Here is a 15,606-nt window from a genome sequence, read left to right on the forward strand (position 1 = left end):
AATTCCTTTACTTGCTGGCTTCGCGTTCGGGATGGGCCGGAGGATTGACATCGCCCATGTTGTGAATCTGGTAGGCCGGCTCCCGCCAACCTTGTGCAGCTTCGATCAGGTGCACGGTCTGCACTGACTCCGGGATATTATGCATCCGCAAAATGCGGGCACCATTCATGGCGCAGATGGTTGCGGCCACCATTGAGCCGACCATGCGTTCGCTCTTGGGCAAGTCCAAGGTCTCTCCAATGAAGTCCTTGTTCGACACCGCGGCCAACGCCGGATATCCCAAGTCAGCGAAGGCCTGGAACCCGGCTGTCAGATCGAGAGTATGGCGTGTGTTCTTGTTCAGATCATGACCGGGATCAATAATGATCTTCTCCGGTGCAACACCGGCGTCCAAGGCAATCTGCACTTTCTGGACTAGGTACTGGCGGATTTCCTTGACCACATCCTCGTAGTGCGGGCGCGGATAAATGGTCCGGGGCTCGGCCAGCGAATGGGTGATGACCACGTGGACATTGTTTGCTGCAACCACGCGAGCCAATTCCGGGTAGGAAAAACCGGTGGTGTCGTTGATGGCATCTGCGCCGGCGTTGATGGCTGCCTGCGCTACTTGCGGGTGAAAGGTGTCTGCCGAAATGATCACGGTACTGCGCTGACGCACCTGCTGGATCACCGGCACAATACGCTCAGCTTCTTCCTGCCACGGAAGCTCAGGGCCAGGGGAGAAAGGGACCCCGCCGATATCCACCCAATCGGCACCTGCATCAACGGCATGCATGGCCGCGGCTACCGCATCATCCAAGCCAAAGGTCGACCCGGCATCAAAGAAAGAATCCGGGGTGCGGTTGATCACTGCCATCACGGCAATGCGCTGCGAGAAATCCAAGGTGCGCTGAGAAAATTCATGGACAGGAGCCAAGAAGTCAGGCTTGAACATTGAGGAAGGCTCCCTTGGGTAGATTCAGCAGGTCATCAGGTCTTCTTCTATTCATACCACTGAGTACGGTTGGGCGGCAGAATTCACCTTGTGTTCTCGCTAGGCTAAGAGCATGCAGTTTTCACACCTTTCGGCTAAGCACGGAGCATGGATCTCCGCTGCCTGTGCCTCGGCTGACCCCAGTACCGTAGTCGCTCAAATCCCGCATGGCTATGAACGCTACGTGCGCATCTTGCACCCGGCGCTCGACGAAGATGACCAATTGGTGCGTTGGGATGCCGTGGCACGAAGCCGCAACCACATCATTACCGCAGCAGATCTCTTTGAAACCGTTGCCGGTCTGGATGCACAGGGCAATCCTGCCACCGAAGACGCTTGGGTGGACTCAGACCTTCCACTGGACCAGCTTCCAGAAGAGCAATGGCAGGCGCTCGCCGCAGAGCTGATCAAGGCGACCCCCAATGAGCAGAAGTACGTGCTTGGACTCTGGGCGGGATATGCCTTTATCGAAGGTGGGGAACGCATCCAAATTGAGCGCGAACCTGATCCTGCGTTAAGCGAAGAAGAAAACCAGCGCGTTTACGAGCTGGCGCTCGCCGAAGCCCAGAAGCCTGCCTTCGGCCCTGAGGTCCTTGACGCAGAACAGCTTGAGCTCGGTGGCGGCTACCGCAACTACCATCTGTTCGAAGCCGATGCGCAGTTCCTGGCGCAGCCGCAATGGGCTGCTACCGCCGACGGGGCCCAGCGCCAGCGGCCGGCGTTGGCCTTCGCGGCGGATCACCAGTGGATGCTGTCCACCGAACCGTTTGACGACTGCACCATCCTGGGTGGGCCAGCGGCGCTGATTGAAGCGATCTTGAACCATCCGCAGCTCGAAGCCATCGAGGTCGGCCAATTCACACGAATCGGCCATTCAAACTAGGGTGTCCAACCCCGTACCATTGAAGAGTTATGAATACTTCCGCCGTATACCTGGATCACGCGGCAACCACCGATCTGAATCCAGCAGCTCTAGCTGCCATCACCGAACAGTACGCCCGCACCGGAAACCCGTCCTCATTGCACGGGGCCGGGCGCCGAGCGAACCGTGTCGTTGATGATTCACGCCAAGCAATCGCGCAGGCAGCCGGGGCGCACTCCAGCGAGTTGATCTTCACTTCCGGGGGAACCGAATCGGATAACCTGGCGCTCAAAGGGCTGTTCTGGAACCGCGTCGCGGCCAACGACAAAGCCCGCGCCATCGTGCTTACCGGCATCGAGCACCACGCGATCTTGGATACGGCCACCTGGCTGCAGAACCACGAGAATGCCACCTTGCTGTGGCTGGCCGTTGATGAAGACGGGGTCGTTGACCTGCAGGCAGCTGAAGAGCTTTTTGCCAAGCACCACGATCAGATCGCTGTGGCGACCTTGATGTGGGCCAATAACGAGGTGGGCACCGTCCAGCCGATTGCCGAATTTGCCGCTTTGGCGGGCAAGTACGGGATCCCGGTGCACTGCGATGCGGTCCAGGCTTTTGGTGCAGTGACGGTCGACTTCGCCAACTCGAACTTGGCCACCATGGCCATTAGCGCGCATAAGATTGGCGGCCCGGTGGGCATCGGCGGACTTCTTGTTCGCCGCGATCTCGTGCTCACCCCGGTACAACATGGCGGAGGGCATGAACGCAAGCTGCGTTCGGGAACCTTGAACGCGGCCCTGGCCGCAGGTTTTGCCGCCGCTGCCACCGCAGTGCGTGCCGAGCTGGCTGATGAAGCGGCCCGGCTGGGCGAACTGCGCGAATACGCGGTAGAGAAAATCAACGAGTTGATCCCCGAAGCCGTGCTCAACGGTCCACGGGATCAGGACAATGAAGGCAAGCGGCTTCCGGGCAATCTGCACTTCACCTTCCCTGAATGCGAAGGCGATTCGCTGTTGTTCGGTTTGGACATGGTGGGCATTGCCTCTTCCACCGGGTCGGCGTGCACCGCTGGCGTTCCACAGCCTTCGCATGTTTTGCTGGCTATGGGACGCGATGCGCGTTCGGCCCGCAGTGTGCAACGCTTCACATTGGGGCATACATCCACGCGCGCAGACGTTGATGCATTATTAGAGGCTTTGCCCGAAGCATATGCTCGGGCGAAGAAGGCTGGAATGGCAGCCGATGAAAGCAGCATCCACACGGCAGGAACAGGTTTTACACGATGAAGGTACTAGCAGCGATGTCCGGAGGCGTGGACTCGGCGGTAGCCGCGGCCCGCGCAGTTGAAGCCGGCCACGACGTCGTCGGTGTCCACCTGGCCCTGTCCCGCATGCCCGGAACCCTGCGTACCGGCTCGCGCGGCTGCTGCACCCTGGAAGATTCGAATGATGCTTGGCGTGCCTGCGACAAGCTGGGCATCCCGTACTACGTCTGGGATTTCTCAGACCGCTTCGCCGAAGACGTCGTCCAGGACTTCGTGGACGAATACGAAGCCGGGCGCACCCCGAACCCGTGCATGCGCTGCAATGAGAAGATCAAGTTCGCCGCACTGCTGGAAAAGGCCTTGGCGCTGGGCTTTGATGCGGTGTGCACCGGGCACTACGCCAAGGTGCTGCGCGATGACGAGGGCAACCCGGAACTGCACCGCGCCGCCGACTGGGCCAAGGACCAGTCCTACGTTTTGGGCGTGCTGACCCACGAGCAGCTGGAGCACTGCATGTTCCCGCTGGCCGAAACCCCTTCCAAGGCTGAGGTCCGCGCCGAAGCGGCCGCCCGCGGGCTGACCGTGGCGAACAAGCCCGACAGCTACGACATCTGTTTCATCCCGGATGGCGATACCCGTGGCTGGCTGGCCGAACGCATTGAAATGAAGCCAGGTGAAATTGTCGACCACGAAGGCAATCAGCTCGGCGAGCATGAAGGCGCCCAAGCCTTCACCGTAGGCCAGCGCAAGGGCTTGCGCCTGGGCCGTCCGGCGGCCGATGGCAAGCCGCGTTTCGTCTTGGAGATCCGTCCCAAGGAGAACAAGGTCATTGTCGGCCCCGAAGCACTGCTGGCTGTAGACCAGCTGCGCGGCATCCGCATTTCCTGGGCCGGTGTGCCCATTTCCGAGGTCTTCACCGGAGAAAAGTTCGATTGCATGGTGCAGGTGCGCGCCCACGGCGATCCGGTGCCTGCTGTAGCCCATATGGAACGCTCGGCAGAGAGTCACGATGAACTGGTGGTCAACCTGCCAGAAGGCATGCGCGGTGTCGCCCCTGGGCAGACCATGGTGGTCTACCAGGGCAGCCGTGTGCTGGGCCAGGCCACCATCGACTCGGCTCGTTCCAGCGAATGGGACTCCAGCAAGGTCAGCTGAGCATAGTAACGAGGAAACCCCTTGGATCCATGGATCCAAGGGGTTTCCTCGGTTAAGGCTAGTTGCGAACGAACTTGATGCGCCAGCGATCTGGGCCTTCGGTCAGGTAGGTGGTTTCGAACGCGTCCGGTGAACGCTGAGCCAGCTGTGCGAGCAGGGGCAGGGGATTGTGCGTTGCCGAGATGACCAGTCCGGCACCTGGGCGCAGTGAATCGAGGGCACCGAAGATCGAGCCGTGGCGGATGGCGTGCGGGATGGTCTGCACATCGAGTTCCGGGAGGGTTTCATCATGCTCTCCGCAGGCGCACGAGCCACTTGGCTGCTGGTGCTTTTCAGCTTCTGCCTTGTTTGCCGAGAGTTCAATTCGCTCTGCCATGAAATCCTCCTAGATTTCGTCAGTGACTACCCGTGTCATGAGCCACCTTGCGTGGCGGGGTTGAACTTATTTTATTACAATTAACTCAGTGGAAAAAGGTAGTGGTGCCTAAATGATCCCGAGACAGGTGGAAACGATGAAACGCAGCGGCATGCAGCCCGTAGCCAGACGCACTTCCTCGGGGCGCATCCATTCACCGACCCGCGAACGCATCTTGGAACTGGTAGGCAGCGCGGATCAAGGCCTGGCCCTGACAGCGATTGCCGCCACTACCGGCCTGCATGAAAATACCGTGCGCGCCCATCTCGAAGCCCTGCTGGAAGATGGCTACCTGCTGCGCAAAGCGGCCGAAGCCACCGGCCGCGGCCGTCCGGCATGGATCTGGTTCCCGGCCGAGACCCAAGAATCCACCTATGCCGCCTTGGCCTCAGCCTTGGCAGAGCAACTGGTGCACAGCGCAGATGATCCGCGCGCAGCGAGCATCGCTGCCGGACGGCGCTGGGGACAATCCCTGGGCACCGGTCCTGAGGCCACGCACTTTCCTGCGCAACCAGCTGAAACGCTGGTCCTGAACTCACTGGAAGCCATGGGGTTCGCCCCAGCGGTGAGCGAAGATCACAGCATCACGTTGAATGCCTGTCCGCTGATCGGTGCTGCCGAAAAGAATCCGGGGATCGTGTGCAATGTGCATCTGGGCATGGTGCGCGGCCTGCTGGAATCGGCCGGAACCTCCAGCGAAGGCACCGAACTGAAACCCTTTGCCTCCAAGCACACCTGCCAGCTGGAACTTCCGCTCTCCAGCCAAGGCCAGCAATGAACCGAACAGCGCTGCCGCGGCTGGCAGCTGCGCGGCGCAAAGGACGTTGGCGCCTGATGCTGATGCTGCCAGCGATGCTCTGCCTGCTGGCCGGACTGGACGCGGCACTGATCCTCTTGGACCTGCCCGCACCGATGATGATCTCATCCTGGGGTCAGGCCCATGGACTGCTGCTGGTCTTCGGGTTCGCAGGGTCCCTGATCGCCCTGGAACGCGCGGTGGCCCTAGGCAAGCTCGCCGGATATGCGGCCCCGCTGTGCCTGTCCCTTGGCGGGCTGGCGCAGCTGTTCACCGTGCCCCAGTGGATCCCGGCCGGCTTGTTCATCGCCGGTTTGGCGGCACTGCTGGGGGTTTACATCCCGTTGTGGCGGCGCCAGCGCGCCCACGCGGTGATGATCCAGATGATCGGCGCCTGCGCCGGATTGGGCGCGGCAATCCTATGGGCCGGTGCAGTGCAGATTTCCTTGCTGCTGCCGTGGCTGGCCGTCTTCCTGATCGCCACCATCGCCGGGGAACGCGTGGAATTGGCCCGCATACAGATCAGTGCCCGCGCCGAACACGCAGCGGTGCTGCTGAACTTGGGCCTGCTGCTAGCTGCCGCAGCCTCAACCCTTTTCGTGCAGATCGGGTCGGTGCTCTTTGGCTGCTTCCTGCTGGGACTGGTGATCTGGCTCGTGCGCCACGACGTGGCACGACGAACCATCAACTCCACCGGTGCGCCGCGTTTCATGGCCGCCTGCCTGCTGGCTGGCTATTTCTGGCTGCTGGTTGCGGCAGTGGTGTGGGCATTGGGCTATCCGGCCAGCACCGCCCGCTATGACACCGTGATCCACGCGGTTTTCCTGGGCTTTGCCATTTCCATGATCATGGCCCATGCCTCCACCATCTTGCCGGCCGTGCTGGCCATCAACCTGCCATACCATCGGGCCATGTGGATCCCGGCCGCCATGCTGCATCTGGGGCTGGTCTTGCGGATCTGGTTGGGCGACGGATTGGGCGTTCAGATCTTGTGGAAGGCAGGGGGAGCAAGCAATGTCGCGGCCCTGCTGCTCTTCGCCGCTATCGCTGTGTACTCCGCCCTGCAGGCTGCAGGGCAAGCAAAGAAAGAAGCCGCACACCATGCGTGAGCCGATTGCCATCAACCCCGCGGCGCAAAGAATTCCCGGCCGCGGCTTTTGGGCTTTGCGGGATCTGCCAACAGCCCTGTGGCTGATTTTCGCGGTGGTGGTTTCCCTGATCCATCGTGAACTGCCCGCGCCGCGCTGGTTGCTGATCCATCTGATGATGCTCGGTGCGCTGTCGCACGCCATCTTGGTCTGGTCCCAGTACTTCGCCACCGCCTTGCTCAAACTGGTCAATACCGCCCAGGCACGCCGGCAGCAAAGCTACCGTCTGGCCTTGATGAACTGTGGCGCACTGCTGGTGCTGATCGGCGTGCCCAGCGAGCTCTGGGTGCTGGTTGCCATCGGGTCCAGCGCGATCGCCGCCGCGGCCCTGTGGCACGCGGGGTGGATGTACCGCAACATCCGCAAGGCCTTGCCTTCCCCTTTCGGGCCCAGCGTGCGCTACTACATTGCCGCGGCATGCTTCCTGCCTATCGGCGCGGGGCTGGGAACCTGGATTGCCGCCGGCTTGCCTTCAACGCTGCATGAACGGATGACCGTAGCCCACGCCATGGTGAACCTGCTCGGATGGGTAGGGCTGACCGTGGCCGGAACCCTGATCACCCTGTGGCCCACGATGCTGCGCACACGTATGGCCCAGAACGCGGCCACCGCCTTGCGCCAGGCCTTGCCGGTGCTGGTGGCCGGCGCGTTCACCGCAGCTGCCGGGGCCGCCAGCGGATTACTGCCACTGGCCGCACTTGGCTTGCTTGCCTATCTGGTGGGCTTGGGATTGTTGGCATCGCCCTTTATCTTCGCTGCCAGGTCCAAACCGCCACGGAACTTCGCCACGCTGAGCGTACTCGCTGCGGCCTGCTGGTGGATCGGCACCTTGATCTGGACACTGAGCGCCATGTTCACCAGCGGCAGCTGGGAGCAGATGGGCAAGCACTTCGATGCCATTGCGCCGTACCTGGTCGCCGGATTCGGCGCCCAAATCCTGGTCGGTGCCCTGTCCTATCTGATTCCGGTAGCGCTGGGCGGGGGACCGCGCCCGCTGAAGCTGGCCAATGCGGTCTTTGACCGCGGCGCGGCCTGGCGTATAGCGATGGCCAACGCCGCCCTGCTGGCCTGCGCCTTGCCGGTCTCCTCGCTGGTCCGTGTCTTCTGCTCGGTGCTGTACCTCATTGCCATGGCCACCTTCATCCTGCTGCTGTTCACGGCGCTGAAAACCCACCGCAAGGCCAAAGCCGAGCTGGCCCAAGCACAGCAACCCGGATCCGGCCCGCGCCCTGCACCGGAACCTGTGGCCGAACGCCCTGCCGGGCAATTGGCCGGACAAGCTGCCGCCGGGGTCATGGCCGTGGTGCTGGCGGTGGCTGTTGCCGTGGCCATCGACCCAGCGGCCGCAGGGGTGCGCGAACCGGTACCCGCCAGCAGCGAGCAGAACCTTGCCGCCTCTAACGCTCCGGTGCAGCGGGTGCAGGTCGAAGCCAAGGACATGGCCTTCACACCCAACGTAATCGAGGTGCCAGCGGGGACCCGACTGGTCATCGAGCTCAGGAACACCGACCCCGGGCAGATCCATGATCTCGTGTTGGCCAACGGCGTCGATTCCGGACGCTTGGCCACCGGAGAAAGCGCCAGTATCGATGCTGGAATCATCAGCGAAGACTTGCAAGGCTGGTGCTCTATCGTAGGGCACAAGCAAATGGGGATGACCCTGCAGATCAAGCCAACTGGTGCCGCTAAGCCAGAAGCCTCGGACGTCTCGCCCCAGGGCGGCCACGAGCAGCATCATGCAGGCGGCGACGGGCAGGAAGCCGCTTCCGCTGCGGGTCCGGACCTGAACGCGGTACCAGGCAAGGACTTCTCAGCGTTTGACGCACGGCTTGATCCCTTGCCGAAGAACGGGGCGAAACCGGTCACGCACCGCGAAACCTTCACCGTCAGCGAGCTGCAATTGGATGTCGCACCGGGATACAGCCAGAAGTTGTGGACGTTCAACGGCACGGCTCCTGGCCCGACCCTGCACGGCAAGGTGGGGGACAAATTTGAAATCACCTTGGTAAACGATGGGAGCATGGGGCACTCGATCGACTTCCATGCCGGGGCCTTGGCTCCCGATGAACCGATGCGCACCATTGCCCCGGGGCAGAGCTTGACCTATGAGTTCACTGCCACCAAGTCGGGGATCTGGATGTATCACTGCTCAACAGCCCCGATGAGCGCGCACATCGCCAATGGCATGTTCGGCGCGGTCATCATCGAGCCGGATGACTTGCCCGAGGTGGACCAGTCCTTCCTGCTCATCCAGTCCGAATACTATCTGGGAGCGCCGGGCGGGGAAGTGGACATGGGCAAGGCCGAAGCCCAAGAGGAGGACCTCGTAGTCTTCAACGGCTACGCCAACCAGTACACTTTCGAGCCGCTGGAAGTCCAGGCGGGGGACCGGGTGCGCTTCTGGGTGCTGGATGCCGGGCCGAACAAAGCCAGCTCCTTCCACGTGGTTGGCGGCCAATTCGACACCGTCTACGCCGAGGGGCACTACACGCTAGATGCCCGCCAGGACAATGGCGGAGGCTCGCAGGCCCTGGCGCTGGCTCCAGCCCAAGGCGGCTTTGTCGAGCTGGAACTGGATGAAGCAGGGAATTATCCGTTCGTCACCCACTACATGTCGGATGCCGAAAAGGGAGCGCACGGAATGATCAGCGTGAAGTAGGCGCGATTCCCCGCCCGCAAACCGAAAAAGGTGCCCGGTCAGTTCAATAAACTGGCCGGGCACCTTTTGAGCATGTTGCTGGAATCCTCTAGGCTTCGTCGACAATGCCGAACATATGTGCAGAAATATCCTGGTACTCCACGCGGGTCTTGCCCTTTTCCAGCTTCGGAAGCTGCGCCGGGGAGTGGCTGTGGCAGTGCACGAAATCGAAGGTGGGCCACCACTTCTTGGGACGCTCGTATTCGCTGAAGCCGCAGACTTCGCAAACCAGATGAATCCACACGGGGCGTTTTCCGGTGCGGTTTGCGCGCGACTGTTCCAACCATGCTGGGGGATTGGTATTCAGCTCACGGAACTCGGCTTCGCTCATTTTTGAGGGGATGCCGTGGCGCTTGGCCATTTCTACTGGGATATCCAACGCGATTGCTGCGTCTCTACGAGTCATCATTGACATCTAGCTTATGCCACCGCGCTTGCCTGCCGGAAGGAATGCCAACGCATCTCACGCTTGAGTTAGAAAGGCTATGGGCTGAAGCACAAAAAGCGGGGGTCCAGGCCACAGATTTTGCCAATCAACGCTAATTCCATTCGTCGTTTGTGCGCTGCATCACCTAGGCTGTCTGAAGCATGTGTTAATCATCACCATCCATGCATGTACCTAGAAGAAGGATGACTCATGACTCGTAAGAAGAACGGACTGCGACTCGCAGCAGCCGTTGTGGGTATCTCTGCCCTGGCACTGACCGGTTGCACCCAGGCGGCAGACAGTGGCAACGAAGATGGCGGCAGCAACGGTGAAGCCAGCGCCCCAATCACCTTGGGAACCACCGACAAGGTGACCTCCCTGGATCCAGCTGGATCCTACGATAATGGTTCATTCATGGTCATGAACCAGATCTACCCATTCCTGCTCAATTCCGAGCCCGGCAGCCCAGACCCATCGATGAGCCTTGCCGAGTCGGCAGAATTCACCAGCCCAACCGAATACACGGTCAAGTTGAAGGAAGGCCTGAAGTGGGCTAACGGCCACGACCTGGATTCCAAGGATGTGAAGTTCACCTTCGATCGCCAGCTGAAGATTGCTGACCCGAACGGTCCATCCTCCTTGCTGGGCAACGTCGAGTCCATCGAAGCCCCGGATGCCACCACCGTGGTCTTCACGCTCAAGGTCGCCAACGACCAGACCTTCCCACAGGTGCTCACCTCCCCGGTCGGCCCAATCGTGGATGATGAAGTCTTCTCTGCTGACGAGCTCATGGATGATCAGAAGATCGTTGATGCCAAGGCCTTCGGCGGCCAGTATGTCATCGACTCGTACAACAAGAACAACCTGATCTCCTTCAGCGCCAACGACGCCTACCAAGGCGTGCTCGGTGCTCCAGCCAACGACAAGGCTGCGATCAAGTACTACAAGGACGCCAACAACCTGAAGCTCGAAGTCCAGGAAGGCAAGATCGACGTCGCATGGCGTTCGCTGACCCCGACCGACATCGAGGACCTGGGCAAGAACGATAACCTGGCAGTCCACAAGGGCCCAGGCGGCGAGCTGCGCTACATCGTCTTCAACTTCGACACCATGCCATACGGTGCCAAGACCGATGACGCTGATGAAGCCAAGTCGCTGGCCGTACGCCAGGCCGCAGCCCACCTGGTAGACCGCGAAGCCATCGCGAAGAACGTCTACAAGGACACCTACACCCCGGCGTACTCGTACGTACCGCAGGGCTTCACCGGCGCTATCGAACCCCTGAAGGACATGTACGGCACCGACAGCAAGCCAGATGCAGCCAAGGCCAAGAAGACCTTGGAAGACGCAGGCGTGAAGACCCCGGTCAAGCTGGCCTTGCAGTACAACCCGGATCACTACGGACCGAACTCGGGCGACGAATACGCACTGGTTGAAAAGCAACTTGAAGCCGATGGCCTGTTCGAAGTCGACCTGAAGTCGACCGAGTGGGTCACCTATCAGAAGCAGCGCGTCACTGACTACCCGGCCTACCAGCTGGGTTGGTTCCCGGACTACTCCGATGCCGACAACTACCTGTCGCCGTTCTTCGCCAAGGACAACTTCCTGTCGAACCACTACGACAACCCTGAAGTCGACAAGCTGATCTCCGACCAGCGCGGCATGACCGACGTTGCCGAGCGCACCAAGGCCATCGAAGAACTGCAGACCATGGTAGCCAAGGATCTGTCCACGCTGCCGCTGCTGCAGGGTGCCCAGGTCGCTGTTGCAGGCAAGGACATCAAGGACGTTGACAAGACCTTGGACGCTTCGTTCAAGTTCCGTCTCGGTGTGCTGAGCAAGTAATCCTGCTCCAGCCTCGCAGACACTGAACCTGAGGGGATCTGCCGCGCGCCAGCCATGGCGCGCCAGGCGGATCCCCTTGGCATGCGCCGTCATTGAAAACCACAAGACGGCGCATCGCCACGCATCCTGAACTATAAGGACTGACGATGACTATCACGTCGCCACCGGGCCAAGAAGCCAGCCCGCTAGCAACACCCAAACCAGCAAAGCAAAATGGCGGGGGATTCCTCCGCTACTTGATTACCCGATTCTTGCTGATCATTCCCACTGTTTTCATCCTCATCACAGTGGTCTTCTTCCTAATGCGCGTGACCGGCGACCCGATCACCGCAGCCATGGGCGGACGCCTCACCCCGGATCAACTGGCGCAGCGCATCCATGAAGCCGGCTATGACCGGCCGATCCTGATCCAGTACCTCGAATACCTGGGCCAGGTCTTCACCGGAGACCTGGGACGCACGCTGAGCGATAACCGCGCGGTGACCGAGGTGCTGACCACCTACGGTGCAGCAACGGTGGAGCTGGCCATCAACGCCGTACTGGTCGCGCTGATCGTCGGCATCCCGCTGGGCCTGGTTGCCGCGAAGTTCCGCGACCGCTACCCGGATGCCATCTTGCGCATTCTGGCCATCCTTTCCTACGCCACCCCGGTATTCTTCGCCGGCCTGCTGCTCAAGCTCGTCTTCGGCGTCTGGCTGGGCTGGCTGCCAATCAGCGGCCGCGCCGATTGGCAAACCGAACTGGCGCTGACCGGCTTGCAAAGCCCATCGGGCATCTACTGGCTGGACGCACTGCGCAGCGGCAATATGGAAGCGTTCTGGAACGTCACCGAGCACGCCATCCTCCCTGCCCTGGCCTTGGGCCTGCTCACCGGCGGCGTGTTCCTGCGCCTGGTGCGTACCAATGCAATTGGCACCCTGGGCCGCGAATATGTGGAAGCCGGCCGTTCGCGCGGCGTCAGCGAATTCCGCCTGACCACCAAGCATGCCTACCGTCCGGCGCTGATTCCGATCATCACCGTGATGGGCCTGCAGATCGCCATGCTGCTAGGCGGCGCGGTGCTGACCGAAACCACCTTCGAATGGGCCGGCCTGGGCTTCAAGCTCGCCGAGTACCTCACCGCCCGCGACTTCGTGGCCGTGCAGGGCATCGTGGTGCTTCTGGCCATTATCGTTGCCATCACCAACTTCATCGTTGACGTGCTGGCCGCCTTGATCGACCCGAGAGTCAGGTACTAATCATGAGTACACCAACACTGCCCACCTCGAACAAGTCGTGGATCAACCGCCTTCCGGTGATCTCGCACTTGAAGATGTCCTCGGGACTGCAGCGCGGCATGCTCATCGCAGGCCTGGTGCTCTCCGGCGTGTTCTTGATCGCCGCCATCTTCGCCCCGCTGATCGCGCCCTTTGATTTCGCGCAGTCCTCGGATGCTTCCGGAGACTTCCCACGCCAAGCAGCCCCGGATGCCAAATTCATCTGGGGTACCACCGCTACCGGCTACGACGTATTCTCCCGCACCCTGTTCGGTGCGCAGACTGCCATCTGGGTCATCCTCGCCGCTGTGGTCATGTCCCTCTTCCTGGGCGTGCTGCTGGGCTTGATCTCCGGCTACCTCGGTGGCTGGTTCGACCGCATCATGGTGGTCCTTGCCGATGCGATCTACGCTTTCCCATCGCTGTTGCTGGCCATCGTGATGTCCATTGTGATTTCCCAGGGCCAGTCCTCGCTCTTCGGCGGCGTGATGGCCGCGGCCATCTCCATCACCGTGGTGTTCATCCCGCAGTACTTCCGCGTGGTGCGTGCCGAAGTGATGCGCCTGAAGGCTGAACCTTTCGTGGAATCCGCCCAGGTCATCGGCGCCAGCCCATGGCGGGTGATGTTCGCCCACCTGCTGCGCAACGCCACCCGAACCCTGCCGCTGATCTTCACGCTGAACGCCACCGAAGCCTTGCTGACCCTTGCGGGCCTGGGCTTCCTGGGCTTCGGCATCGAACCGACCAGTGCCTCGGAGTGGGGTTATGACCTGAACCGCGCCATGTCCGATGCCACCAGCGGCATCTGGTGGACCGGCCTGTTCCCAGGTCTGGCTATCGTGCTCACCGTAATGGGCCTGACCCTGGTCGGCGAGTCCATGAATGACCTCAATGACCCGCGCCTGCGCCGATTCAGCCGCAAGAAGGCCAAGCGCATCACCCAGTCCGGAAAGGTAGGAGCAAGCCAGTGACCAACAGTCCTATCCTCAACTCCGAGGCAGCTGCAGCCCCTGAGGTCTTGCGCATTGAAGACCTGAATATCGACTTCGTCACCGACGCCGGCGCCGTGCCGGCAGTGCGCGGTGTGGACCTGTCCGTGAAGGCCGGAGAGATCCTGGCAATTGTGGGCGAGTCCGGGTCCGGCAAGTCCGTTACCGCACGTACCGCACTGGGCATCCTTGCCGAGAACGGTGCCTCGCGCGGCGGGGTGTACCTCAACGGCAAGAACATGCTCACCTTGCGCGGACATGAACTGCGCGCAACCCGCGGCCGCGACGTGGCGATGGTCTTCCAGGAGCCTTCCACCGCTTTGAACCCGGTCTACACCGTGGGCTGGCAGATCATGGAGGGCATCCGCGCGCACAACAAGATCTCCAAGAAGGACGCCAAGGCCCGGGCCATCGAAGCGATGCGCCAGGTCGGCATCCCGGATCCTGAAGCCCGCGTGGATTACTACCCGCACCAGTTCTCCGGCGGACAGAAGCAGCGCGTGGTCATCGCCGCCGCGCTGGCTTTGAAGCCGGAGCTGATCGTGGCCGATGAGCCTACCACCGCACTGGATGTCACGGTGCAGGCCGAAATCCTCCAGCTGCTGCGCGATCTGCGCGATGAGCTGGGCACCGCCATTGTCATCATCACCCACAATATGGGCGTGGTTGCCGATATTGCCGACCGGGTGATCGTGATGAACCAGGGGCAGATCGTGGAGCAGGCGCCAGCCATCGAGCTCTTCGAATACCCGCAAGAGGACTACACCAAGTCCCTGCTTGCCGCCGTGCCGCACCTGGGCCGCGAAAGCGCCTCGGCCGGTCTGGTGGAACGGCCTAACCAGGACGCGCCGGTGCTGGTTGAAGCACAGGGGCTGAAGGTGCACTTCCCCGTGCGCATGGGTGCAGCCGGCTTCACCGCGGTCAATGAGGTGGACCTGAAAATCCATGCCGGCGAAGTCTACGGCCTGGTGGGGGAGTCCGGTTCGGGCAAAACCACCATTGGCCGCAGCATCGCCGGGTTGAACCGCATCACCGGTGGTTCGTTGAAGGTACTGGGCTATGAAATGGCTCAGTTCAAGGAACGCACCTTCAAGCCGCTGCGCGAGCAGATCGGCTTTGTCTTCCAGGACCCGGCTGCCAGCTTCAACCCGCACCTGACCGTGGGCGAATGCGTGGCCGAGCCGCTTCAGGTGCACCGGGACTTGAACCCGGTGCAGAACCGTGCGAAGGTCGGCGAACTGCTTGAAGCTGTTCAGCTTCCAGCAGGCTTCTCCAACCGGTACCCGCATGAGCTCTCCGGCGGACAGCGCCAGCGTGCCTCGCTGGCCCGTGCACTGGCCCTGGATCCAAAGCTGCTGATTGCCGATGAGCCAACCAGTGCGCTGGATGTCTCGGTCCAGGCCAAGGTACTGGAGCTGTTCCGCGAACTGCAGGTCGAGCTGGGCTTCGCAGCCCTTTTCGTCTCGCACGACTTGGCTGTAGTGGACCAGCTGGCAACCTGGGTGGGCGTGCTGTTCCGCGGCCAGCTGCTGGAGGAAGGCCTTGGCTCGAAGGTTCTGGCCAACCCGCAGCATGAGTACACCCAGCGGCTGATCGCCTCGCTGCCGGTCCCAGACCCGCGGGAGCAGGCACAGCGCCGAAAACTCATTGAACAGCTGAACGCTTCCTAGCAGGCGGCGGATCAGCGAAGTCGGCGCATGCCCCGGACATGGTGGAAACACCGTGCCCGGGGCATGTCACTTTGTGGGTAATACGACTGATGAACCCGTAAACTGGTG

General features: G+C 61.6%; 13 protein-coding genes. 10 read left to right on the forward strand and 3 right to left on the reverse strand.

What is annotated here, in order from left to right; genetic code table 11:
* Nucleotides 1-7: 7 nt before the first annotated feature.
* On the reverse strand, nucleotides 8-934 hold the full coding sequence (gene folP / locus AB4Y71_RS04760) for a dihydropteroate synthase (protein WP_441718299.1): 927 nt from the start codon (nucleotides 932-934) through the stop codon (nucleotides 8-10).
* A 112-nt stretch (nucleotides 935-1,046) separates the two neighbouring features.
* Here folP and AB4Y71_RS04765 point away from each other — a divergent pair, with 112 nt between their 5' ends.
* The 3 genes from AB4Y71_RS04765 to mnmA are packed head-to-tail and all read left to right on the forward strand — an operon-like array spanning nucleotide 1,047 to nucleotide 4,254.
* Nucleotides 1,047-1,856 carry a hypothetical protein gene (locus AB4Y71_RS04765; RefSeq protein WP_013349459.1) on the forward strand — a complete coding sequence of 270 codons (810 nt, stop codon included), beginning with the start codon at nucleotides 1,047-1,049 and terminating at the stop codon, nucleotides 1,854-1,856.
* A 29-nt stretch (nucleotides 1,857-1,885) separates the two neighbouring features.
* Nucleotides 1,886-3,121: a cysteine desulfurase family protein gene (locus AB4Y71_RS04770; RefSeq protein WP_441718302.1), complete on the forward strand. Its 1,236-nt coding sequence runs from the start codon at nucleotides 1,886-1,888 to the stop codon at nucleotides 3,119-3,121.
* Nucleotides 3,118-4,254 (forward strand): tRNA 2-thiouridine(34) synthase MnmA, encoded by a 1,137-nt coding sequence (mnmA, locus tag AB4Y71_RS04775; RefSeq protein ID WP_013349457.1) that lies wholly within the window; start codon nucleotides 3,118-3,120, stop codon nucleotides 4,252-4,254. The genes AB4Y71_RS04770 and mnmA overlap by 4 nt, the downstream gene beginning before the upstream one ends.
* Before the next feature lie 58 nt (nucleotides 4,255-4,312).
* Here the strand turns inward: mnmA and AB4Y71_RS04780 are convergent, their stop codons facing one another.
* Complete coding sequence (locus tag AB4Y71_RS04780) at nucleotides 4,313-4,630, reverse strand: DUF2249 domain-containing protein (RefSeq protein WP_441718305.1); 318 nt, start codon at nucleotides 4,628-4,630, stop codon at nucleotides 4,313-4,315.
* Between the two features lie 112 nt (nucleotides 4,631-4,742).
* Between AB4Y71_RS04780 and AB4Y71_RS04785 the strand changes: the two genes are divergently transcribed.
* Genes AB4Y71_RS04785 through AB4Y71_RS04795 form a run of 3 tightly spaced genes read left to right on the forward strand, consistent with a single transcriptional unit; the run spans nucleotide 4,743 to nucleotide 9,272 of the window.
* Nucleotides 4,743-5,447: a helix-turn-helix transcriptional regulator gene (locus tag AB4Y71_RS04785; RefSeq protein ID WP_441718308.1), complete on the forward strand. Its 705-nt coding sequence runs from the start codon at nucleotides 4,743-4,745 to the stop codon at nucleotides 5,445-5,447.
* The gene (locus AB4Y71_RS04790) at nucleotides 5,444-6,574 is read left to right on the forward strand and encodes a hypothetical protein (RefSeq protein WP_441718311.1); all 1,131 of its coding nucleotides are present in this window, start codon (nucleotides 5,444-5,446) and stop codon (nucleotides 6,572-6,574) included. The genes AB4Y71_RS04785 and AB4Y71_RS04790 overlap by 4 nt, the downstream gene beginning before the upstream one ends.
* On the forward strand, nucleotides 6,567-9,272 hold the full coding sequence (locus AB4Y71_RS04795; protein WP_441718314.1) for a multicopper oxidase domain-containing protein: 2,706 nt from the start codon (nucleotides 6,567-6,569) through the stop codon (nucleotides 9,270-9,272). The genes AB4Y71_RS04790 and AB4Y71_RS04795 overlap by 8 nt, the downstream gene beginning before the upstream one ends.
* A gap of 88 nt (nucleotides 9,273-9,360) precedes the next feature.
* Here the strand turns inward: AB4Y71_RS04795 and AB4Y71_RS04800 are convergent, their stop codons facing one another.
* Entirely contained in the window at nucleotides 9,361-9,720 is a 360-nt protein-coding gene (locus AB4Y71_RS04800; RefSeq protein ID WP_013349452.1) for a hypothetical protein, read from the reverse strand.
* Between the two features lie 228 nt (nucleotides 9,721-9,948).
* Here AB4Y71_RS04800 and AB4Y71_RS04805 point away from each other — a divergent pair, with 228 nt between their 5' ends.
* From AB4Y71_RS04805 to AB4Y71_RS04820, 4 genes are all read left to right on the forward strand, one after another.
* A complete protein-coding gene (locus tag AB4Y71_RS04805; protein ID WP_441718317.1) occupies nucleotides 9,949-11,583 on the forward strand; it encodes an ABC transporter substrate-binding protein in 1,635 nt (544 codons plus the stop codon).
* A 146-nt stretch (nucleotides 11,584-11,729) separates the two neighbouring features.
* Complete coding sequence (locus AB4Y71_RS04810; protein WP_013349450.1) at nucleotides 11,730-12,821, forward strand: ABC transporter permease; 1,092 nt, start codon at nucleotides 11,730-11,732, stop codon at nucleotides 12,819-12,821.
* Nucleotides 12,822-12,823: 2 nt separating this feature from the next.
* Entirely contained in the window at nucleotides 12,824-13,810 is a 987-nt protein-coding gene (locus tag AB4Y71_RS04815; protein ID WP_013349449.1) for an ABC transporter permease, read from the forward strand.
* Nucleotides 13,807-15,498, forward strand: a complete 1,692-nt coding sequence (locus tag AB4Y71_RS04820) for a dipeptide ABC transporter ATP-binding protein (RefSeq protein ID WP_441718320.1) — start codon at nucleotides 13,807-13,809, stop codon at nucleotides 15,496-15,498. The genes AB4Y71_RS04815 and AB4Y71_RS04820 overlap by 4 nt, the downstream gene beginning before the upstream one ends.
* Nucleotides 15,499-15,606: the final 108 nt, after the last annotated feature.

Source organism: Glutamicibacter sp. MCAF14 (genome assembly GCF_052114325.1).
Classification (GTDB): domain Bacteria; phylum Actinomycetota; class Actinomycetes; order Actinomycetales; family Micrococcaceae; genus Glutamicibacter; species Glutamicibacter arilaitensis.